Annotated in this window: 17 protein-coding genes; 10 read left to right on the top strand and 7 right to left on the bottom strand. The window is 51.3% G+C overall.

What is annotated here, in order from left to right; translation table 11 throughout:
• Positions 1-30: 30 nt before the first annotated feature.
• Positions 31-504, top strand: coding sequence for a hypothetical protein (locus L9P87_RS05770; protein WP_237443723.1), 474 nt, complete (start codon positions 31-33; stop codon positions 502-504).
• 72 nt (positions 505-576) lie between these two features.
• On the opposite strand, the gene ppa is transcribed toward L9P87_RS05770, so the two are convergent.
• The gene (gene ppa, locus L9P87_RS05765; RefSeq protein ID WP_237443722.1) at positions 577-1,110 is read right to left on the bottom strand and encodes an inorganic diphosphatase; all 534 of its coding nucleotides are present in this window, start codon (positions 1,108-1,110) and stop codon (positions 577-579) included.
• Between the two features lie 363 nt (positions 1,111-1,473).
• Here ppa and L9P87_RS05760 point away from each other — a divergent pair, with 363 nt between their 5' ends.
• Positions 1,474-2,433: a manganese-dependent inorganic pyrophosphatase gene (locus tag L9P87_RS05760; protein ID WP_237443721.1), complete on the top strand. Its 960-nt coding sequence runs from the start codon at positions 1,474-1,476 to the stop codon at positions 2,431-2,433.
• Positions 2,434-2,652: 219 nt separating this feature from the next.
• On the opposite strand, the gene nirD is transcribed toward L9P87_RS05760, so the two are convergent.
• Both nirD and nirB read right to left on the bottom strand, forming a co-directional pair.
• Positions 2,653-3,006, bottom strand: coding sequence for a nitrite reductase small subunit NirD (gene nirD, locus L9P87_RS05755; RefSeq protein WP_237443720.1), 354 nt, complete (start codon positions 3,004-3,006; stop codon positions 2,653-2,655).
• 30 nt (positions 3,007-3,036) lie between these two features.
• Positions 3,037-5,574 carry a nitrite reductase large subunit NirB gene (gene nirB, locus L9P87_RS05750; protein ID WP_237443719.1) on the bottom strand — a complete coding sequence of 846 codons (2,538 nt, stop codon included), beginning with the start codon at positions 5,572-5,574 and terminating at the stop codon, positions 3,037-3,039.
• A gap of 286 nt (positions 5,575-5,860) precedes the next feature.
• Here nirB and L9P87_RS05745 point away from each other — a divergent pair, with 286 nt between their 5' ends.
• Positions 5,861-7,588 (top strand): bifunctional protein-serine/threonine kinase/phosphatase, encoded by a 1,728-nt coding sequence (locus L9P87_RS05745; RefSeq protein WP_237443718.1) that lies wholly within the window; start codon positions 5,861-5,863, stop codon positions 7,586-7,588.
• On the opposite strand, the gene L9P87_RS05740 is transcribed toward L9P87_RS05745, so the two are convergent.
• On the bottom strand, positions 7,585-9,732 hold the full coding sequence (locus tag L9P87_RS05740; RefSeq protein ID WP_237443717.1) for a cation:dicarboxylate symporter family transporter: 2,148 nt from the start codon (positions 9,730-9,732) through the stop codon (positions 7,585-7,587). The genes L9P87_RS05745 and L9P87_RS05740 overlap by 4 nt on opposite strands.
• A gap of 141 nt (positions 9,733-9,873) precedes the next feature.
• Complete coding sequence (locus L9P87_RS05735) at positions 9,874-10,725, bottom strand: PA4780 family RIO1-like protein kinase (RefSeq protein ID WP_237443716.1); 852 nt, start codon at positions 10,723-10,725, stop codon at positions 9,874-9,876.
• A gap of 200 nt (positions 10,726-10,925) precedes the next feature.
• Between L9P87_RS05735 and L9P87_RS05730 the strand changes: the two genes are divergently transcribed.
• Positions 10,926-11,102: a hypothetical protein gene (locus L9P87_RS05730; RefSeq protein WP_237443715.1), complete on the top strand. Its 177-nt coding sequence runs from the start codon at positions 10,926-10,928 to the stop codon at positions 11,100-11,102.
• Positions 11,103-11,109: 7 nt separating this feature from the next.
• Positions 11,110-11,451 (top strand): hypothetical protein, encoded by a 342-nt coding sequence (locus L9P87_RS05725; RefSeq protein ID WP_237443714.1) that lies wholly within the window; start codon positions 11,110-11,112, stop codon positions 11,449-11,451.
• Between the two features lie 108 nt (positions 11,452-11,559).
• Here the strand turns inward: L9P87_RS05725 and L9P87_RS05720 are convergent, their stop codons facing one another.
• Positions 11,560-13,131, bottom strand: coding sequence for an arylsulfatase (locus L9P87_RS05720; RefSeq protein ID WP_237443713.1), 1,572 nt, complete (start codon positions 13,129-13,131; stop codon positions 11,560-11,562).
• A gap of 188 nt (positions 13,132-13,319) precedes the next feature.
• Between L9P87_RS05720 and L9P87_RS05715 the strand changes: the two genes are divergently transcribed.
• From L9P87_RS05715 to L9P87_RS05695, 5 genes are all read left to right on the top strand, one after another.
• Positions 13,320-13,568, top strand: a complete 249-nt coding sequence (locus L9P87_RS05715) for a hypothetical protein (RefSeq protein WP_237443712.1) — start codon at positions 13,320-13,322, stop codon at positions 13,566-13,568.
• Between the two features lie 218 nt (positions 13,569-13,786).
• The gene (locus L9P87_RS05710) at positions 13,787-14,107 is read left to right on the top strand and encodes a 2Fe-2S iron-sulfur cluster-binding protein (RefSeq protein WP_237443711.1); all 321 of its coding nucleotides are present in this window, start codon (positions 13,787-13,789) and stop codon (positions 14,105-14,107) included.
• Between the two features lie 81 nt (positions 14,108-14,188).
• Positions 14,189-15,571 (top strand): cytochrome P450, encoded by a 1,383-nt coding sequence (locus L9P87_RS05705; RefSeq protein ID WP_237443710.1) that lies wholly within the window; start codon positions 14,189-14,191, stop codon positions 15,569-15,571.
• A 340-nt stretch (positions 15,572-15,911) separates the two neighbouring features.
• Entirely contained in the window at positions 15,912-16,508 is a 597-nt protein-coding gene (locus L9P87_RS05700; protein ID WP_237443709.1) for a hypothetical protein, read from the top strand.
• Between the two features lie 313 nt (positions 16,509-16,821).
• Entirely contained in the window at positions 16,822-17,349 is a 528-nt protein-coding gene (locus L9P87_RS05695; RefSeq protein WP_237443708.1) for a hypothetical protein, read from the top strand.
• 389 nt (positions 17,350-17,738) lie between these two features.
• Here the strand turns inward: L9P87_RS05695 and L9P87_RS05690 are convergent, their stop codons facing one another.
• Positions 17,739-21,206: a TM0106 family RecB-like putative nuclease gene (locus L9P87_RS05690; protein ID WP_237443707.1), complete on the bottom strand. Its 3,468-nt coding sequence runs from the start codon at positions 21,204-21,206 to the stop codon at positions 17,739-17,741.
• Between the last annotated feature and the right edge of the window lie 131 nt (positions 21,207-21,337).

Raw genomic sequence — 21,337 nt, 5'->3', positions numbered from 1 at the left:
ACCGGCTCAAGTGAAGCAGGAAACAATCTAATGAGTGTCAAACTAATCGATAACGAGGCTTTTTACGGCTATCGTGTACGACGTACCGTCGACGGCAAGTTATTCCAAGAGTACTTTTCTCTTAAACTAAACAGCAAGCGACTGGGCCCACGACTGACAAAGAATGTCGAAAAGACCGCCCAGGCCAGAGATGAAGAGTTGAAACTAAAGCAGCAGCGGGCTAAAAAGCGTCACAGGGCAGAGCGCTGTTTCCGTGGTGATGGCACGGTTAAGGGCATTAGCTATTTAGTGAAAACTGAAAAGAGCGGTACCCAAACACCGATATTCCAAATTGGTATTGCCTCTGAGTTGGACCATAAAATTGTCTGTACCAGTTTTTCGATCAACGCTCACGGTAAGGATGAAGCCTGGCGTCGTGCGGTGACAACCTTTGCCAAGCACAAGCAGATTGGTAAAAACAGCAAACTGTATAAAGAAATTATGGGTGCGATGCCGTCGGTATAAGGCACAACAAAACGCATTTTAAAAAAAACCGGCAGCAGCCGGTTTTTTTGTAACTGACGATAGCCGCAGTGGCTATTTGTCAGCCTCGTAAGCGGCAACCGATTTGATGATCTCAGCCTTGGCCTCGGCGGCGCTGGCCCAACCATCGACCTTTACCCACTTTCCGACTTCTAGATCTTTATAGTTTTCAAAAAAGTGCTCGATTTGCTTAATCAACAGCGGCGGCAGATCAGTATACTCTTTGACGTCTTGATAAATCGTGGTGAGCTTATCGTGTGGCACGGCAAGCAGCTTGGCATCCTGGCCTGCCTCATCGCTCATATTGAGGATGCCAACAGGGCGAGCACGCACCACCGAACCGGGAATAACCGGGTAGGGGGTAACCACTAACACATCGAGTGCGTCACCATCATCTGATAGCGTGTTATTGATATAGCCATAGTTTGCCGGGTAGAACATCGGTGTGGCCATAAAACGGTCAACCATAATGCAGTCGGCATCCTTATCAATTTCATATTTGATCGGATCGTGGTTGGCGGGGATTTCTACCACTACATAGATATCATCGGGCAGGTCTTTACCGGCGGGTATTTTATCAAAGCTCATAGTAACTCCTTGCTGTCTGGTGTTGTTGTATTTCTTATCAATAGTCGTTTTTTTGGCACCGTTTATTATAGATTTAGTTTATCACAACAAAGGCTTAAGGCCGATGCGAGTGACAATTTATGCCGTTTATTACAGCTTTTATTGATCTCAATCGGCGCGCTTGTCACGAGCCACGTGGCGGAGCGTGAAACTGTGTGTATCTTCACCCGGTGACGGGGTTATTTAGTCGCCGACGGGCTTTAAAGTGATTATTTTGATGCTGAGCAAGGTTTTTTTGGCTATAATTGCGCCAATTCAAAACACGCCTATTTCGATGGGCTGTTGGTAAACTCTATAAAATTCAGATAGTAATAGGCGATATCCATGTCTTTTTTTGATTTAGAAACACCAGAAAACAACGAAACCGACAACCTCGTATGGTTGGGCCACCTCAGCCCAGACAGCGACACCATCGGATCTGCTATCGGCGCTGCCGAGTTATTTGGTGGTGAGCCCCGTCGTGCCGGTGAATTGAACAAAGAAACGGCCTTTGTCATGGATTACTGCGGTGCACCACTGCCTAAGATGATCGAGAAAGTGGAAGGCCAGAAGGTTGGCCTGGTTGATTTCAACCAGAAGACTCAGTTGCACAAGATTGTCGACAACAATGATATCGTTGCTATTATCGACCACCACGCGATTCAGGATCAGCCGATTACCTTTAACACCGCTATGTCGGTTGATATCCGTCCTTGGGGCAGCGCCGCGACTATTCTGGCCGACCGTTTCGAGAAGATGGGCAAGCAGCCAAGCAAGGCGACGGCCTGTGTCATGCTGGCCGGTATCCTATCAGACACCTTGATCTTCGAATCACCCACCACCTGTGCCCAGGACAAGCCTTTCGCTGAAAAGTTGGCCGCCTATGCCGGCATCGAAGACTTATACGCCTTCGGTAATGCCATGATGGAAGCGAAGTCTGACCTTGCCGACGTATCGACTTACGACGTTTTAAAAGGTGACTTCAAGCACTACGAAATCAATGGTAAGAAAGTGGGTTACGGCGTGGCTGAAACATTAAAGCCGCAGCAGTTGATCGAACGTCAGGCTGAGTTTCTGGCCGAGATGGAAGGTGAAAAAGCCAAGCAAGGCCTGGACTTCATCTTCTTCGCCATCGTTGATACCAAGAATAAAGAGACTCACTTGGTGATCTATTCTGGTGCCGAGGCTGAGCTAGCCGGTACCGCCTACGGTGCCAGCGCTGAGAATAACTGGATGGTGCTACCGGGCTTGATCTCTCGTAAGAAGCAGCTAATGCCTGTTATCCAGGAAGTACTGTCTGCTTAATTGTTAAGCGGTAGAAAAAGGCGTCTATTGAGGCGCCTTTTTTGTGCCTGTCGATTGCGTGTCCGCGCGGCGCAGGCCGTTGCGGGTACCGGGTGTGGAAAGTGATTTCAATGGCCAGGCTTATGCCGGCAGGCGGGGTATAAAGGGCCAGCCACCCCTCTGGGCTGAAGAAGAGGTGACTGGCAAAGCTAACAGGGTTAGCGGTTGGGGCAGAACAGATTAAGCGGCTTGTAATTCGACGCTGTCGCCGTTACTCCGCACCTTGAAGACCGATAACTTGACGTCATCCTCTTCGATGCATTGACCGCTGTTGAGGCAGAAGTGTTGCTTGTACAGTGGGCTGGCCACTACGGTGGCACCATTGAGGCAGCCAACAATGCCGCGGGCAATAATATTGGCATTACAGAGGGGGTCAAAGTTGTCGATGGCGTAGAGTTCATCCTCGACGCGAAAGATGGCGATCTGCCTGTCGCCAACGCGTACAGCTGCACCGGCGTTGGGAAGGATGTCGTCGAGTTCACAAACGGTAGTCCAGTTCATCATAGTCTCCATTAAACGGTTGATTAGCGTCATCGCAGCAGCGCTGACGCTGAAAATAATGCCTTAGGCCTTGGCAATCAGATCAGTTTTCTCATCGACAGTGGCGGGGCGAATTTGGCCGCGCTCTTCGACGAAGACGATGTTTTCGTCTTGCTTATCGCTGTTAACAAAGCTGCGGAATTGCTTGAGCTTGTGCTCATTCTCGATGGCCGTCTTCCACTCGCATTGGTAGGTGTCGATAACCAGCTGCATCTCAGATTCGAGCTCATCACAGATGCCGAGGCTGTCGTTGATGATCACATCCTGCAGATAGCTCAGGCCACCCTCAAGATTGTCCATCCAGGTGCTGGTTCGCTGAAGGCGATCGGCGGTGCGAATGTAGAACATGAAGAAGCGGTCGATGTACTTTACCAGCGTCTCGTCGTCGAGGTCGGAGGCAAATAGGTCGGCGTGGCGAGGCTTCATGCCGCCGTTACCACAGACATACATGTTCCAGCCTTTCTCGGTGGCGATAATACCGACATCCTTGCTCTGTGCCTCGGCGCATTCACGGGTACAGCCAGAGACGGCCATCTTCAGTTTGTGCGGTGAGCGCAGGCCTTTGTAGCGGTTTTCGATGTCGATGGCCTGCCCCATTGAATCCTGTACACCGTAGCGACACCAGGTCGAGCCAACACAGGATTTTACCGTGCGCAGCGACTTGCCGTAGGCGTGGCCCGATTCGAAACCGGCGGCGATCAGTTTTTCCCAGACTGGCGGTAACTGCTCGGCGGTGGCGCCGAAGAGGTCGACCCGTTGGCCACCGGTAATCTTGGTATAGAGGTTGTACTCTTTTGCCACCTCACCGATGGCAATCAGACCTTCGGCGGTGACCTCACCACCGGGCATCCGTGGTACCACGGAGAAGGTACCGTCTTTCTGCATATTGGCCAGGAAGCGGTCATTGGTTTCCTGCAGGCCAGCGTGCTGTTGTTCCAGAATATGGTCGTTCCAGCAGGTGGCGAGGATCGAGGCGGTGGTGGGTTTACAAATGGTACAGCCCTTGCCCTTGCCGTGCTTGCTGAGCATCTCTTCAAATGTCTTTATGCCACCGACACGCACCAGGTGATACATCTCTTGGCGGGTGTAAGCGAAGTGTTCACAGAGGTCGGTATTGACCTCGACACCGAGGTTGGTGAGTTCGGCGTTCATCACCTGGCCGACCAGGGCGACACAGCCACCACAGGTAGTCCCTGCCTTGGTGGCGTCTTTGATCTCGCTCATCTGACAGCAGCCGTCCTGTACGGCGGCGTTGATATCGCCCTTGGAAACGTTGTTACACGAGCAAATTTGTGCGCTGTCGGGCAGAGCGTCGACACCGAGGGCAGCACCGCTGCTGCCATCGTAGCTGGGCAGTATCATGCTGTCGGGGTTGTCAGGCAGCTCAATCTTGTTGAGGGCAAATTGCAGTAGATTACTGTAATCGTCCGCATCACCAATTAACACGCCGCCGAGTAAATGCTTGCCGTCTTCGCTGACCACAATCTTCTTATACACCTCGGTGTTTTCGTCGATATAGGTGTAAGACTTGCTGCCGGGGGTGTTGGCGTGGGCATCGCCAATGGAGGCGACATCGACGCCCATCAGCTTTAATTTGGTACTCATGTCGAAACCGGTGAACTGGTCCTCGCCGAAGGCGCCAACATGTTGCGCCGCGACGCGGGCCATATCATTACCAGGGGCGATCAAGCCGAAGATGCGTCCGTCCCACAGGGCGCATTCGCCGATGGCATAAATATTGTCATCGGAGGTTTTGCAGTGGTTGTCGATGACGATACCACCGCGGGGGCCAATCTCAAGTTCGCTGCTGCGTGCAAGGGCATCCTGTGGGCGGATACCGGCAGAGAAGACGATGATGTCAGTCTCTAGTTCGGAATCGTCGGCAAAGCTCATCTTGTGAATGCACTCTTCACCATCACCGATATTTTGGGTATTTTTCTCGGTGTGTACGCCCACGCCCAGGTCTTCTATCTTTTGGCGAAGTAGTTTACCGCCGTTGTCATCCACCTGAACCGCCATTAAGCGGGGGGCAAATTCGACAACGTGGGTTTTTAATCCTAAATCTTTCAGCGCTTTTGCCGCTTCTAAACCGAGCAGTCCGCCGCCGATGACGACACCGATTTTGGAGCTTTCAGCGGCCTTGGTAATGGCCTCTAAATCATCGATGGTGCGGTAGACAAAGCAGTTTTTTCTATCGTGGCCGGGCACCGGTGGCACAAAGGGGAATGAGCCGGTGGCCAGAATCAATTTATCATAGTGGTATTCATCACCGTCGGCGGTCACTACGCTTTGTTGTTGACGGTTAATAGCCGTCACTTCGGCATTGTTGTAATGGACAATGCTGTTGTCGCCATAAAAACCGTCGGCCACCATGTTGAGCGGTTCGGCGGTGCGAGTTTCAAACCATTTTGTCAGTTGCACGCGATCATAGGCGGGGCGTGATTCCTCACCAAAGACGGTGATATCAAATTGTTCACTCTGGTTGTTTTCAACCAGAGTCTCAAGAAATTTATGACCCACTGGACCGTTGCCGACCAAGACTAATTTGGTTTTGTTACTCATAGCGGAACCTGCTGCTGATAAAATAATTTTTCTAATTAGCTTAAAGCAATTGCCGTGCCAGCTATTTTTAAAATTTGTGCAGCCCTTATATACTGTGGCTTTAAAGGAAGATGTTAACGGTGTTGTATGCCGTCCGCACAATTCGGGTGCGATATCTTGGTGCAGTAAATGGCGGTTAAAAGGCGGTGACTTGTTAAAAAGAGTGCGTTTATCGTCGGCGCTATTTGTGAACGCTGCTCGGAGTTTGTTAGGCTAATGGCAATCTAACAGGGTCAATAGGTTTTACATGCATTTGGATGGACAGTTGATATTGTCAGCGGCACAACGCAGCGAGGCGGGGGTGAAACCGCAGAACGAAGACAGTATCGGTATCAGTATTCCCGATACCATAGCGCTGACGACCAAGGGGGCGGTTATCGCCATTGCCGACGGTGTCAGTGCTGCCGAGGCGGGCAAGGAAGCCAGCGAAACCTGTGTGCGCAATTTCATCGGAGACTACTTTGCGACACCGGAGTCTTGGACGGTAAAGAAATCGGCGCACCAGGTATTGGTGGCGTTGAATCGCTGGCTGTATGGCCAGGGCCAGAGTTATAACAATGCAGAGCGTGGCTATATCAGCACCCTCAGTGTGTTAATTTTAAAATCGCGGGTGGGGCATATATTCCATGTCGGCGACAGCCGTATCTACCGCGTTCGCGACGGTGAGCTGGAGCAATTAACCCGCGATCACGCCACCCGTATTTCAAAGGAACAGTCGTATCTGACTCGGGCAATGGGCTTGGATGTCCGTCTGGATGTCGATTATAAGAGTACCGAACTACGCCGAGGCGATGTGTTTGTGCTTACCACCGACGGTATTCATGATGTGGTCGCCGATGACGATATCTTAGCGTTGGCACAGCAGCCGGTAGAGCAGTATGAGCAACAGTGCCAGCAATTAATCGCCTTGGCGCTGTCGCGGGGCAGCAAAGATAATCTCAGCTGTCAGGTTATCCGAGTCGATGACCTGCCAAAGGAAGATGCCAATGATCTGCAGGTTAAATTAACAGACTTACCGTTTCCGCCATTCTTAGAGCCAGGCATGGTCATCGACGGCTTTAAAATAGAGCGAGAAATCCATGCCAGCAACCGCAGCCAGCTTTATATTGTAGAGCAGGTAGCCACCGGCCAGCGTTACTGCATGAAGACACCGTCAGTCAATTTTGATGATGATCCGGCCTATATTGAGCGTTTTATTATGGAGAGCTGGATCGGTAACCGTATCGACAATGCGCAGGTGGTCAAGGTTGCCAACAACAGTGTCGGCAAAAACTTTCTCTATTACTTGACCGAGTTAGTCGACGGAGTAACTCTTGGCCGTTGGATGGAAAGCCAACAGCAGGCAACCATCGAGCAGTTACAGCAGATGCTGCCAAAAATTATCAAAGGTGTTCGCGCTTTTCATCGCAAGGATATGTTGCATCAGGATATCAAGCCGGACAATATTTTGGTGGCGGCGGATGAGTCGATAAAAATTGTTGATTTTGGTTCGTGTTTTGTCGGTGGTATCGCGGAAATATCGGCGCCGATTATTCGTGATATAGCCTTGGGTACGGCTAATTATTCAGCACCAGAATACATGTTAAAAAGAACACCCAGCGCCCTTTCAGATCAGTTTTCGGTGGCGGTTATCGCCTATCAAATGTTGACTGGTGAACAGCCTTATCAGGGTAAACTGGAGCACACTCAATCGTTAAAACAGTTCAGCAATCTGAAGTATATTCCAGCCTATCACTATAATCCCTTGGTGCCGGTATGGATTGATGGTGCGATAAAAAAGGCGTTAAGTATCAGCCCAGAATTACGCTATCAGGATATTTCAGAATTTGAATACGACTTACTCAACCCCAATTCGCAGTTTCTTAAAGAGGTGCCGCAGGCCTGGGTTGAGCGTAACCCTGTGCGCTTTTGGCAGGCTAGCTCAGCCGTATTGTTAGTTAGCCAGTTGATCATGGCTTACTATTTATTACGCTAATCGACCCAGCCCAGCACGTCGCGCATAATCGACCAACGAGGCTCTTTCTTTTCGGCGCCACGGCCAAGCATCCAATAGTCATAAATGCGCTGTTGCTGGCCGTCTACCCGTCGTAGATTTAGCCAGTTGTTGGCGTAGTTAAGCACCGACTGATTACCGTTGGCAATGGCGTAGGCAACCGGGTAACGGCCACTGCTCTCCAACAGCGCAATACCGTAGCCGGGGAAGAATAGTGTCCAGGCTGAACCGGCCTGAGCACTGATAATCGCCGCGTCATACTTATCGTTTTTCTGACGGAAAAAATTCTTGTAATCGTCGATTTCAACAAAGGTGAGGTTGGGGAACTTGTGTTTGACCTTGTGGATAAGCTCGTCATGTTCAACATAAGCAATCGTCATATCGGTCATTTCGAGTACTGTTTTTTGTTTTTTAAATTTATTCACCAGGTGGTCTTTGGTGGCGATGGCGATATTGAGCTCGATTACCGGGTCGCTGTAAGTGATCTCGTTCATTTGACCAATCTCCATCGATAGCCCCGACATGGCAATATCAAAGTGGCCAGCATCGAGTGAGGCGGCGAGTTGGTGGCGTTTAAAGGGAATAAATTCGACGCTGACATCAAGGTCGTTGGCCAGCACCGTGGCGGACTCGATGTCGAAGCCGACCAGTTCGGCGTTGTTGTTGTAATAGCTGAATGGCACATTGCTGGGGATGTAGCCCACCCGCAGAGTGCCACGCTTTTTAATGTCGGTGATTGATGCCAACGCTTGTTTAGGGGCTGTTTCAATGTTGAGGTATTGGCGATGTACCTTGGTCGGCACCTTCTCTGCCACGTGCATATTGGCGATGACGCCACTGGTGGTCTCGGGACTTTTGATAAACGTGCCCATGCCTATACGGGTCAGTACAATCACCACAATGACACTGACCACTACGCCGATGGCGACGCGCAACAGCGCCGCAACGCTGAGGTTGAGTTTTTTCTGCCACAGCGATACCGCCAACAGGGTAACGGCAAAGAGGTTGAGCACCGCTGCCATTGAGTTGAACTTGCCGGTCAGAAAACCCGACATGACAAACAGTTGAAATAAATCGGCGGGCAGGTGTAGCAGATCGAGCATAAACGGGATGGCGACATAGACACTGCCGAACAATGACAGCAGGCCGCTGACCGAGGTCGATACCATGTCGATAATCTCGACGCCGCTGCCGTTAAACCAGCTGGCAAAAAAGACAAATAATATCACCGTCAGCTTGCCGATATTGGGGAAGGTGAAGACGATGGGTACCAGGATGTCGATCATTGTCGAGCCATTATCATCGAGGCTGTCATGCTTGCGCATAATGTTTTTACACTCTTCGGTAATGACCGGAATGACAATAAAGATATTGCCGGTGGCGAAGGCAGTGACCACGGCAGTCTTGGAGATTTGCAGTACCTCGGTAAAGCTCAACGGCGTTAATGAGGCGATAATCCACGGTAAAATCCAAAAGGTAAACAACAGGCAGAGGACGAAATAGCTGATTAAGTAGACCTGCAGGCTGGCAAACTCATCGACACTCATGGTGCCTGCAGCGGCGGCAGACATGGTGAAAATGCCAATGGGTAGCACCTTGACCAGGCCCTGAGTAATACGAGAAAACACCTCGCCGGCGGTACTCATAAACACCAGTATCTGCTGTTTGTTTTCGCCTTCCATGCCGATCAAGGCCAGCCCCATGGCAATACTGAACAAAACCATTGCCGGTACATAGCCAGCGGCCATTGACTCGAAGGGATTGGAGGGAATGTACAGCTTGAAATAGTCGACCTCGGGGGTGGGCAGAATCGAGCTGGTACTGAAAAATGAGGCCGATTCCACCTCCGGGAACGACAGCGGCATCAGGGCGATGACAATCAGCGCCAGCAGCCATAGTAGTACCATGATAAAACCGGCGCGGCTAAATATCATACCGGCATTTTCTTTGTTCAGTTTACCAATGCCACCGACCAGCGAGACGATAATATAGGGCAGCACTGTCATCTGCATTAACAGGATGACTGAGGTGCCGATGACGCTCATCCAACCAACATATTCACCAAAGAAAATACCGACCGCAAAGCCAATGCCCATTGCAACTAACATTTGTGTTGAGCTGCTCATAGTTAATATTCTTTTTATCACGATGATTCCCTAATCGATGCCTTGGCAGATGCTTTGGTTATTCCATTGGGCCACAGGCGAGGTGATAGTACCTATCGGCCGTTGTAATGAGTGTAAATGTTATTATTGGGGTAAATAGGTTTACTCGTTGGCGGCCTCAATACGTTCGAGACGCTCTTGCTCCTCGACAAAGGCGGCCTTGATTTCATCGATAACGGCGTCGACATCGGCGGCGACGTTTGATTGCTCAAACTCGCCGGTCAACTCGATATCCGGAGTTAGCTCACCGTCCTCGTACAGCGCCCAGATCTCTTGGGCAAACTGGGTGCTGTTGAGTTCGGGGGCAAACTGACCATAGTAGTCACGCATATTGTTGACGTCGCGTTCGAACATCCACTGGGCGTTGTTATTCGCGGCGGCATCGACAACCTGAGGCAGGTCGATAATGACGGGGCCATAGTCATCGACCAGCACGTTGAACTCTGACAGGTCGCCATGAATTAAGCCCGCGCACAGCATGCGGACGATGTCGCGGATAATATCACCGTGGTCTTCAATGGCCTGCTCAGCCGACATCGACACATCGTTTAATCGCGGGGCAACATTGCCCTCGTCATCGGTGACCAGGTCCATCAGTAGAACACCGTCGAAACAACCGTAGGGCTTGGGTACGCGGACGCCAGCATCGGCCAACTTAAACAGCGCATCGACCTCCGCCGATTGCCAAGTCTCCTCCTGTTGGTTACGACCAAATTTGGAGCCCTTCTCGATGGCGCGGGCGCGACGGCTGTTGCGGACTTTGCGGCCCTCTTGGTACTGAACAGCCTTCTTAAAGCTGCGCTTGGCCGCCTCTTTATACACCTTGGCACAGCGAATGTCGTCGCCGCAGCGGACCGTGTAAACCGTGGCCTCTTTACCGCTCATCAGCTGGCCGATGACCTCATCGACCAAGCCGTCTTCAATCAGCGGTAAAATGCGTTTAGGTGTCTTCATAAATCGGTGGTCTACCTTTGCTTGAGGTCAGGATATGAGGTGGCGTCACAATAGTTGGCCGCAAGCCTTCAGTTTAACGAAAAAAGTGCCGCGGGAAAACCATGTTTACATGAGAATGATTCTCATCTAGTATTTGTCTGAGCGGGAAAATCTATGAAACACTGCCGATGGCTGCAACGTCGGTTATAATGGGGGCTTCGATGAAGAGTGATAGACCGGCTGGTAGCGGCCAAAAAGTTCAGTTAGAGATCGATATCGATAAGCTGGAGGCGCTGTTCGTCACCGGCCAACTCTGCGCCTCAGAGCTGCGTTGCCTCAACGGCACGACCAAGGCAAGAATATGGAATTTGTGCTTAAAAAGCTGTCATCAACGCTGAGGCGACTGTGAGAAAGACCGATAAGAAAACAGACAATCAAATACGGCAGACGCTGACCGAGGCCTGTGAGCAGGCGCTGGATACGGTGGAAGACTTCAGCTGGTTAACCCATACCGTCAACTACAATGCCTTTCCCAAGAGCCTGGTCATCACCTGCGTGTTTACCAGTAATCAGGGCTTGCAGACTGCTGACCGCAGCGGCCAGCAGCGGCAATTGGGGCGTTTGATTGCCGACAAGCTCAAGGCTGTCGGCATCCCGCTGACCAATGTTAGCGAACAAATACGCTTCGACACCGAGGAAGACTGCGACCGCCACAGTGGTGGGCAGTGGCATCTGCGCCTGGCGTAGTTGGCCGAGCCGTTAAAGCCGAGGGTGACCGACGCCGACAGCGCGATAATAAGCCCCCATAAAAAAAGCGAGCACAAGGCTCGCTTTTTTTATGGGGCAATAGTGTTTTTACTGGCTGCCCTGGTTCTCCTGCATCATCTCCATGACTTGGTCGATGCTGAAGCTGGCGGCCTTCTGCCGGGGCGGATATTCCTTAAAGGTAGCGAGGAATTTGCCAACATAGGGCTGCGCTGGTATCAGTAAAAAGACGCGATCAATCATCCAGTCGTAGTAGGTGTTCGAGGTCAGCTGGGCACGCTCGAAGGGGTCGCGACGCAGGTTAAACAACAGCGGTACTCGCAACGGTGTGAACGGGTTAGACCAGGCAGCCAGTGTGGTCTCCTGACGCTGTTCCATGAAGATTGCCTTCCAGTCGTTAAAGCGCAGCGCTGTTAAGTCGCCGTCGTCAGAGAAATAGAAGATCTCTTCCCGCGGGGTCTTGTCGGTCTGGCCCATCAGATAGGGCAGGGTGTTGTAGCCGTCGAGATGGTTTTTATAGCTGCGCCCCAGGGCGTTATAGCGGCTGAGCAACTGCTTTTTAACATCGCCGGCACCGGAGATGGCGGCAAAGGTAGGCAGCCAATCCATGTGGTGCATAATCTCGTTAGACACGGTATTCGGCTTGATCTTATTGGGCCAGCGTACCATGGCCGGTACTCGCCATCCGCCTTCCCAGTTGGTGTTCTTCTCACCGCGGAACGGTGTCATCGCCGCATCGGGCCAGGTATTCATATGGGGGCCGTTATCGGTGGAGTAAAATACCACGGTGTTATCGGCAATCTTTAACTCATCGAGTTGATCGAGAAACAAACCGATATGACGGTCGTGTTCGATCATACCGATGGAGTATTCATCGAGATGGGCAAAGGCGGGGTCGTTCATCAACTCGTCTTTGACGTGGGTGCGGAAGTGCATACGCGTGCCGCTCCACCAGACAAAGAACGGCTTGTTGGCCTTGGCGGCCTTGGCAATAAAGTCGAGGGCGGCGGCGGACGTCTCGTCGTCGACGGTTTCCATCCGCTTCTTGGTCAGCGGCCCGGTGTCTTCAATCTTGCCATCGGCATAGGAGTGGATGACACCACGGGGGCCGAATTTCTTGGCAAAGCTGGGGTTTTTCGGGTAGTCACGCTGCTCGGGTTCTTCCTCGGCATTGAGGTGATAAAGGTTGCCGAAGAACTCATCGAAGCCATGATTGGTGGGCAGGTGTTCATCCTTGTCACCGAGGTGGTTCTTACCAAATTGGCCGGTCATATAGCCCTGGTTTTTTAGTACGGCGGCAATGGTAATGTCTTTTTCGCTGAGGCCGAGTTCGGCGCCCGGCATACCGACCTTCGACAGACCGGTACGGAATACCGATTGGCCGGTAATAAAGGAAGAGCGGCCGGCGGTACAGGACTGTTCACCGTAATAGTCGGTAAACATCATCCCCTCGTTGGCGACGCGGTCGATGTTGGGTGTTTGATAGCCCATCATACCGCGGGAGTATGCACTGACATTCCACATGCCGATATCGTCACCCCAGATAACCAGGATGTTTGGTTTGCCGGCGGCGCTGGCGCACAGGCTGGCGGCGGTAAACACAGCGGCCGAGGTAAGCGTTAGCAGCCGGCGTGCGGCGACTTTGCCCAAGGTTAAATCCATAGCGGTTTCTCCATAAACGGTGTTTTTTTATTCGTTACTCTGACACCCTACTATAGCCGAACACTGCAGGCACGTTATATTTGTATGGCAATCAAGGGGCTAGGCGGTGTACAGCTGGCGTAATATGGTATTGTGAGGGCTGATAATAACTTACCACCTCTAAGGGGTGGGAAAATAAGAGCCTACCGATGAAACCCAAACACGGCATTATTTTACTGGTGTTTACCCTCGGCGGCTGCGCCCAGTGGTTCCCCGCCCATGTGGATGAGTACCAGCCCGGTGAATACAGGCTGACCGCCTACGGCAACAGCTTTGCCAAACGGCAGGAGTTACAACACAAGTTCGACCGCGAGGCGGCCAAGATCTGTGGTGATGAGGCCTATGTTTACTTAGACCCCGGCAGGGTCGAGTGGCAGGAGAGCGAAACCAGTATTTAGGGTCAGAGTAAAAACTATTTTATATCGTTTGACAAAGCTAGTAGGTTGATAAGATGATTTTCTGTTGTCCGTGGAGAAAATCATAAGTCAAAGACCTGACCCTGTTGTTTCGCTGACCCTGTTGTTTCGTAACTTAATGATTTCGACTACTGCATGCATGAGAGTATCAGCATTATGATGCGGTAAGGTATCCCATAATAAAAACAAAGGAGAGTGCTATGGCTCAGATAATTTTTATTGAACACAATAATGATCAACACGTTGTGGCAATTGAGCAGGGTAAATCATTGATGCAGCATGCGGTGGATAACGGTGTCCCCGGTATTGATGCTGATTGCGGTGGCGGCTGTGCCTGCGGGACATGCCACGTCATTGTGGATGAGGCGTGGGCGGCTCAATTAGCGGTGGTGTCCAGTGAGGAACAACAAATGCTGTCGATGACACCAGAACAGCAACAAACATCGCGATTGTCGTGTCAGGTAACGGTGACCGATGCCCTGGATGGGCTGATTGTCCGCTTGCCAGAATTCCAAATGTAGCCGGCCAAACGCGGCGCCATTACGCGTATCGACCGCAATAAGAAAACCCTTTTATGACACATCGCTAACGGAAAGTGAATCATGAAGTCTATCACCCCAGTACTTGAAAAGATTGCCACACTCATTCCTGTACATCGACAAATTGAAGCGGCACAGATTCTTCAAAAAGCAAAAAAAGCACTCGGTAAGAGCCGGCCTATCCCTCAATTTATTGAGCGGCCGCTGCCCGATGTTTATGAACTTGCGTTAGACGATATTGATGTGAGCAACCCGTTTCTGTATCGACAAAACCGTTGGCAGTCGTACTTTAAACGATTGCGCGACGAGTGCCCGGTGCACTACCAAAAAAACAGCCCCTTTGGGCCTTTTTGGTCGATAACACGCTACGACGACATCATGTATGTTGATAAACATCATGCGTTGTTTTCCTCTGAACCGATCATTTCTATTGGCCCGCAACCTGAGGGCTTAGAAATAGAAACCTTTATTGCCATGGACCCGCCAAAACATGATCTACAAAGGCAGGCGGTACAAGGTGTTGTCGCCCCCCAAAACTTGAAACAAATGGAGGCGCTGATCAGAAGCCGAACGCAGGATGTTCTTGACCAACTGCCAGTTGGCGAGCCTTTTGATTGGGTGCAGCGAGTATCGGTTGAACTGACCTCTCGTATGCTGGCGACATTGTTCGATTTCCCCTATGAACAGCGCCACAAATTAGCTTATTGGTCTGATGTGGCGGCATCCAGCCCCGAGACATTTGGCGGCGTAAACGATGAAAACGCAGCGTTTATTGCTGCCGCAGAAGCGGCCAAGGCGTTTTCTTTACTGTGGCGAGACAAAGAAGCCAAGTTAGCAGCGGGGGGGGAAAGGGGGTTCGATTTAATTAGTCTGCTTCTGTCGGACGAAAACACCAAAGATATGATTGACCGACCGATGGAATTTTTGGGCACATTAATCTTGCTCATTGTTGGCGGCAACGATACAACGCGCAATTCGATGACCGGCGGTGTATTGGCCCTTAATCAGTTTCCAGATGAGTTTCGCAAGCTTAAAAACAACCCGGCTTTGATTCCTACCATGGTGTCTGAAACTATTCGCTGGCAAACACCCCTTGCTTACATGCGCCGCATTGCCACGCAGGATGTAGAGCTCAATGGCCAGCATATTAAACAGGGTGACAAGGTGGTGATGTGGTATGTGTCGGGCAATCGCGATGAGCGAGTGATCGATCAGCCCGATGTCTTCATGGTTGATCGTAAAAACGCCAGAAACCATATGTCGTTTGGCTTTGGCGTGCACCGCTGTATGGGTAATCGTCTGGCTGAAATGCAGTTACGAATTTTATGGGAAGAGCTGCTGAACCGGTTCGACAATATAGAGGTGTTAGGTGAACCGGAGCATGTGCAATCAAATTTTGTAAAGGGCTATACCAGCATGATGGTGCAGTTGACTAAAAAGGATTAACAGCTGCACTTTTTGACGTCACGGGGAGTCACTGTCTGCGTGGCAATGAATTGCGGGGTAGATGATATTTACGATATAATTTAGTTGGTTAGCATGGTGTGGTGGATGTCCCGATAGGTTTTTATCTGTGGAGAGAAATCATAAATCAAAGACCTGACCCTTTTGTTTGTTTCAATGAACAAAATCAGCAGATCCCTTTGATGTGGGCAGAGCTTATGAAGTCTTCATTTGAAGGCAAGACGTTTAAATACCACCAGACAGATCCGAAGACGGGGATGCGTGAGGTTAAGATATTGGAAGGTTTTCCTGTTTTAGTTAAAAATATAAAAAATTATTCATTATGTCTCTGATTAAAAAGATCTTAGAAATTATTAAATACCTTTGGCAGTTTTATTCTGTGGTGATTGGTGATGGATATAAAAAATGTAGTATTAAGCTATGGGATAGGTACTTAAGGCTAATATTGCTTCTTTTATTTGTGCCTTGTTTGTCAATTGTTCAGGGCTATCAAGGTAAGTTGTTGGCCGAGGGGAAGCCTATAACTTTTGTGGGCGAGTATGCGGGTGTCAGCTCGGTTAATTGGTTTAGTATTCCTAACGGCTCAGTTGATGTAAGGCTACATTTTTCACCTGAATTTGAAGGGAGGCGCTGGAAAGATATTTCTTTGAGGGGTTTTAGATCCAAAGATATAGATGAATTGTCTACTTTTGATGGTCAATGTTTGCGTATTGCTGTGGTTTATATTCCTATGCATGGAAAGACTATTTCAGATGTTTTTACGTGTGATGGTGGCTTTGTCTATCAGTTTGATAGGCAAAAATTCATCGATAAGTACACGGTTGTTTCTTCGCGTGATTTTTTATTTTTTATATTTTGTTCTTTTGTTTTATTTTTTATCGTTGGTTACCCATTAATTTTTTTATTTCTAGGGAAATAATGTTATGTCTCGATATTTAGGGTCAGAGTAAAAACTATTTTATATAGTTTGACAAAGCTAGCAGGTTGGCAAGATGAGAAGCTGTTCGCCGTGGAGAAAATAATAAATCAAAGACCTGAACCTTTTGCCCGTGTACGCTCTGGCATCGCCGGGCCGCTATAGGAGAATGGCAAAGACTACGGCGGCGGCACGCAGCAGTATGAGTATGTGGAAGATTTGCGTGATGATCCTGGTTCCACAGCACCTCCTAAGTGGCAGGATTTTTTTGAAGAAACCGGTAATGTAATTGACTTGGGAACGGAGACGCTTTGATATGAAAAATATTGAAAATTTACACTTTGTAAATCTTGAAGGAGAGAAGCTTGCCGTTAACCTTGGTGCTTGGGTCAGAGAAATATATCAGGTAGATTGTAAAAAAAGCCGGGCATTTCGGTCGATGATCTGGGGTGATCAACTTCAGTATCACTATACCCCTGGTGAAAACTATTCTGGCCCTAGACTCTATGCTTACCCCTCGCAAGATATGAAGTATCTATTTATCTCACACTGGCTCCCCGGTGGGGAGGTGCTCTCCATAATTCTAGATGCCGAGGGTAACAAAGTGGCCGACATCGAGCCGCCAGTAAGGACGTCGACCGGCTTGGGCAGCCGTTACGGCAGTGTGCCCAATCGACCGAACTACCTCGATCGGCCTGTGCAATTTGGCTGGAGCGAGGACCCGACGCTGATGATGATCGGTTACTATGTGTGGGAGAATGATGAGCTGGTGGAATATCGTCGCTATCATATCGAGGAACGCCGCTTTGACGATGTTGTTGAGAAATTGCTCAGCTATAGCTAATGAAATGAGCGGGGTCTGGTCTTGCCCCGATTTTGGCGAGCGATGGAAGTTTTACCGGTAAGTTAAAGGCCTTTTGAGATATTTAGGGTCAGAGTAAAAATTATTGGGATATTTAGAGTCAGAGTAAAAACTACCCGCGGCTGCCGATATCGCCACAGAGACATCGTCAGCATGGACGCTGACGCCGAGCCTACAGGGATGTACTTGCGGCGTTCTCAGTGGTGGTATCGGCGGACGCACGCGCAGGAATAGCCAAGATTAATGGCGTCAGATCTTGCATCTACCCCGGCCCTGACAAACGAAGATGATGATTCAATAGTGAATCAAAAAGCCTGCGTCTGAACGTTTGAATCATCATCGTAGCGAGTGGGGCAGAGCGGTTAAATTTTCTACCCCTCCAACAAAACCTCCGTACTATAAGCCAACAACTGATGATAAGTATTCAGCTTCTGCAGCTGCTCGATATTGCTTGCCTCGGTGTTTTCCAGCTGTTTGCTGGCGACGATTACCACCAAACATTGGGCGCGGGAGATGGCGACGTTGAGGCGGTTTTTGTCGAATAAAAAATCGAGGCCGCGGGGTGAGTCGTTGGCGTCGCTGGCGCAGAGGCTGAGGAAGACCACCGGCGCCTCCTGGCCCTGGAAGCGGTCGACGGAACCGGCCTTGATCTGTTCACCCAGTGCCGCTTTTAAATTATTGACCTGATGATTATAGGGGGCGATAAACAGCATGTCGTCGAGGCTGATGGCGCGGCTGTTACCCTCGGCATCGTGGTAGCTGCGGCCAACCAAGGCCTGGCTGAGCTGGGCGATGGCGGCGACTTCTTCATCGCTGGCCTGACTATTACCGCTGTGCTCGATGGGGCAGTAGACAATGCCGGCGTCGATATTGCCTAATAGCGGCTCGTCGGTATCTAACGCTAATACTTGCTGGTCACAGTGTGGCGCCCAGTCGAGCTTGTGCTGATAGATGGCGGCGGAGATGAAGCGGCAGATGTTGGGGTGCATGCGATAACTGGTGGCGAGAAAAACACCGCAGTCATCGGCGATGGTGGGGGTATCGTGCAATAGATAATCGAGTACCGACAGGCCGCTGTCGCCAGGGTGGGAGCCCTGGGTCGGCTGGCCGAGTTGTTGCTGGTCGCCCATTAGCACAATATTGCGGCAACTCTGGCTGATGGCGATGAGGTTGGCCACCGATACTTGGCCGGCTTCATCGATAAACAGATAATCGAATTGGTCGGCGACATCGTCGCGGCTAAAACCCCAGGCCGTGGTGCCGATGACCACGCCGCCGAATTCGCTGTGCTTATCGTCGACAGTGTCAGCAATTTTGTTATTTTTGATCAGCTCGATGCCCAGTTGCTCGAAGTCCTCGCCGGTGTCGCCGGTGCAGGCAAAGTAACCGGGCTGGCCAAGGCCTTGGCAGTGTTTGGCGGTGCTGATCAATAAATTATTAATCGCCTTGTGGCTGTTGCTGCAAATGCCCACACGTTGGTCGGCGGCCAACAGATCGGCGATTAAATGCTTGCCGGTATAGGTTTTGCCTGCACCCGGTGGCCCCTGAATAGTGAGGTAACTGTGGTCGAGGGCCAGCACCGCAGCGCTGATCTGTTCGAGGGACGAGCGGGTGGAGGCTGGCTCGACAATGGCGCCGCCGGGGTTGTTGCTGTGTCCTGAGACAAAGCGCGGCTTGTAGCGCTGTAAAAACTCGACAATAGCGTTAGGGGCCTGTTCGCTGGCACCACTGAAGTCGCTGACGACACTGGCAATGGCCTCGGGGATTGGCCGCGGGTTGATGTATTCGTCGGGAATCAAACTAATCGTGGCCGCCGGTTCCTCCTTGCTGGTGAGGACTAACTTACCGTGGTTGAGGTCGCTGAAGTCTTTGTTCATGGTGACTTTCTGGCCCTCGCCACCGAGCAGGTAAAAGCTGCTGAACTTGCCGCCCTTAAACGCCTGATTGGCATCGAAGTGGTAATCGTAGGCTAGGTTACGCGCCCTAGGAGTCGGTTTGTAGGGCTCACTGGCGCTGCGCCGGCAGTAGGCGAGGCAGTCTAAGTCGTCGATCAACTCGTCGTGTTCCATGCCGAGGCGGTCAAACAAGCGCCAGAACACCGGCTTAGCCTCGCGTCGGTGGAACTCTAACGACCACGCTAAGGTTTGTAGCAGCGTCGCCTGCTCGGGTTGGCTGTCGAGTAAACCGTCGGCCTGGGTGAGGAGGCGGTCGCGCAGTTGTTCGCGGGCATCGAGCTCCTCGTTGATCTCGGCGGGCGGTTTTTGCTCAATAGCGAGGTAGTCGATGCCGTGGCTGAGTTGTTGTACGCGCAGCCAGTCGACCAGCTCTAAGGTGGAATCGCAGTCGTCGATATTGTAGAGGCGGATATCGTTGAGGATTTTCGATTGCTGCCAGTCGACGCCGTCGGGGTTGTCGCGCCACTGTTCGTAGACCACCACCGAATCACCGCCGTTGGCCACCTCGGTGTCGCGTTTGGCGCGGTATAGGTGCTCGACGTTTTTGATCGAGTAACGCGGCTCGCCGAGTAGAATACCGGCCTTGACGATTTTGTATAAGTCGACAAAGACCTCGTTGCGCAGCAGTTCATCGACCTCGAACTCACAGATGCCATAGCGGCCCATGAGACGGCGACAGGCGGCAATCTCATAATTGGCGTAGTGGTAGATATGCATCGACGGGTCTTGCTGCCAGCGTTGGTAGGCCCATTGAATAAAGTCGTGGAAGGCCTGTTTTTCTTGCCGGCTGTCGTGGGCCCAAAAATCCTTGAACTGGCGCTCGCCGCCCGCATCGATAAAGCTGCTGCCCCAGAGGTATTCCAGCCCCCCCTCGGCCAGTGGGTAACCCTCAATGTCGAAGAAGATATCCAGCGGCGATGGTGGTGGTAGCAGGGCTAAACCGATGCGCTCGCCAGCCGGTGGCGGAATCACCTCGAAGGCCGGCACATCGCCGCCCTGTTGGCGGCTACGGTATTGCATGGCGGCCTGGCGCTGCAGCCTGACCAACTGTTGCTGATTGAGGCCGGGGACACCGGCGTCGGTATCGACGTTGGCCAGTTGTTGTAGCTGGTTGATGCCGGCGGCGTTGAGTTTTTTAATCTGGCCGCGGTTAATCGTCGCCACCTGTGACAGGTGGTCGATGGCCAGCAGCTGTTCGCCGGCGTATTGGCTCCAATTACCCCAGCTGTCAAAATCGGCGGGCTGCGGCGGTTGCTCGGCATCGAACTGCTGTTGGCTGGTGAGAAAGTTTTGCTTCAAGCCGCGGTAAAAATAGTAGTAGTCGTCGGTGATCAGAGGGGTGGGCTGGGCATCGGCGCCGTTAACTATGGCAATGTGCGGCGGCCTCAGCCCTTGCATGGCCTCTAACATCTCGGCATAGCAGCACAGCTGCAGAATAAACGCCGGCTTGATAGTCTTCGATAACTTGCTGTCCCACACCTCGTAGTGGTAGTCACCCAGTTCACTGCTGCCGGGGGTTTTAATTAAGAAATCGGCAAAGCCACGAAAGCCATCGTGCTCTAGATAGGCCTGATAAATCACCTCGGCCCCCTGTTGCATGGCGGCCTTGGTGGCTGCCAATCTGCTGCTGTCATCGCTGTGTGGCGGGTTGATGCTGAGGTCGGCAACCGTCAGCCCCTGTTGCTGCAGGCTGGCCAATACCTGCTGTTCAAAGCCCTCGCCCTGTTGCTGCAGGCTGGTCATCAAGGCGTCGGCGTCATCCTGTGGCGGCGTCTGTGCCGGTAGCTCGATGCTTAAACGCTGCATCCATGAGCCGTAGCCAGAGTCCATATACTGGCTGAGGTCGCTGGGGGAGAAGATTGTCTGTGGGCCGCGTTTGAACATTGAAAACACTCATTAAAAATCAGTGCTTAGGTTAGCATAGCGGTACCGAAAAACGGCACAATGGTAGAATATTTAAGCCGTTATACGCGGTGACCATGGTGTTGCCAGCCGCCTTGGGCTAGTATGTTAAA

The sequence above is a fragment of the Sinobacterium norvegicum genome, from assembly GCF_923077115.1.
Taxonomy (GTDB): Bacteria; Pseudomonadota; Gammaproteobacteria; order Pseudomonadales; family Sinobacteriaceae; genus Sinobacterium; species Sinobacterium norvegicum.
Note: the sequence above shows the minus strand (reverse complement) of the source record. Positions and strands in the feature narration are given on the sequence as shown.

Excerpts from the sequence above, each read along its gene's own strand:
- L9P87_RS05695 (WP_237443708.1), top strand. The coding sequence starts at position 16,822 with ATGAAAAATATTGAAAATTTACACTTTGTAAATCTTGAAGGAGAGAAG.
- nirD (WP_237443720.1), bottom strand. The coding sequence starts at position 3,006 with ATGACGCTAATCAACCGTTTAATGGAGACTATGATGAACTGGACTACC.
- L9P87_RS05690 (WP_237443707.1), bottom strand. The coding sequence starts at position 21,206 with ATGTTCAAACGCGGCCCACAGACAATCTTCTCCCCCAGCGACCTCAGC.
- L9P87_RS05745 (WP_237443718.1), top strand. The coding sequence starts at position 5,861 with ATGCATTTGGATGGACAGTTGATATTGTCAGCGGCACAACGCAGCGAG.
- L9P87_RS05710 (WP_237443711.1), top strand. The coding sequence starts at position 13,787 with ATGGCTCAGATAATTTTTATTGAACACAATAATGATCAACACGTTGTG.
- L9P87_RS05715 (WP_237443712.1), top strand. The coding sequence starts at position 13,320 with ATGAAACCCAAACACGGCATTATTTTACTGGTGTTTACCCTCGGCGGC.
- L9P87_RS05735 (WP_237443716.1), bottom strand. The coding sequence starts at position 10,725 with ATGAAGACACCTAAACGCATTTTACCGCTGATTGAAGACGGCTTGGTC.
- L9P87_RS05700 (WP_237443709.1), top strand. The coding sequence starts at position 15,912 with ATGTCTCTGATTAAAAAGATCTTAGAAATTATTAAATACCTTTGGCAG.
- L9P87_RS05720 (WP_237443713.1), bottom strand. The coding sequence starts at position 13,131 with ATGGATTTAACCTTGGGCAAAGTCGCCGCACGCCGGCTGCTAACGCTT.
- L9P87_RS05740 (WP_237443717.1), bottom strand. The coding sequence starts at position 9,732 with ATGAGCAGCTCAACACAAATGTTAGTTGCAATGGGCATTGGCTTTGCG.
- ppa (WP_237443722.1), bottom strand. The coding sequence starts at position 1,110 with ATGAGCTTTGATAAAATACCCGCCGGTAAAGACCTGCCCGATGATATC.
- L9P87_RS05730 (WP_237443715.1), top strand. The coding sequence starts at position 10,926 with ATGAAGAGTGATAGACCGGCTGGTAGCGGCCAAAAAGTTCAGTTAGAG.
- L9P87_RS05770 (WP_237443723.1), top strand. The coding sequence starts at position 31 with ATGAGTGTCAAACTAATCGATAACGAGGCTTTTTACGGCTATCGTGTA.
- nirB (WP_237443719.1), bottom strand. The coding sequence starts at position 5,574 with ATGAGTAACAAAACCAAATTAGTCTTGGTCGGCAACGGTCCAGTGGGT.
- L9P87_RS05760 (WP_237443721.1), top strand. The coding sequence starts at position 1,474 with ATGTCTTTTTTTGATTTAGAAACACCAGAAAACAACGAAACCGACAAC.
- L9P87_RS05705 (WP_237443710.1), top strand. The coding sequence starts at position 14,189 with ATGAAGTCTATCACCCCAGTACTTGAAAAGATTGCCACACTCATTCCT.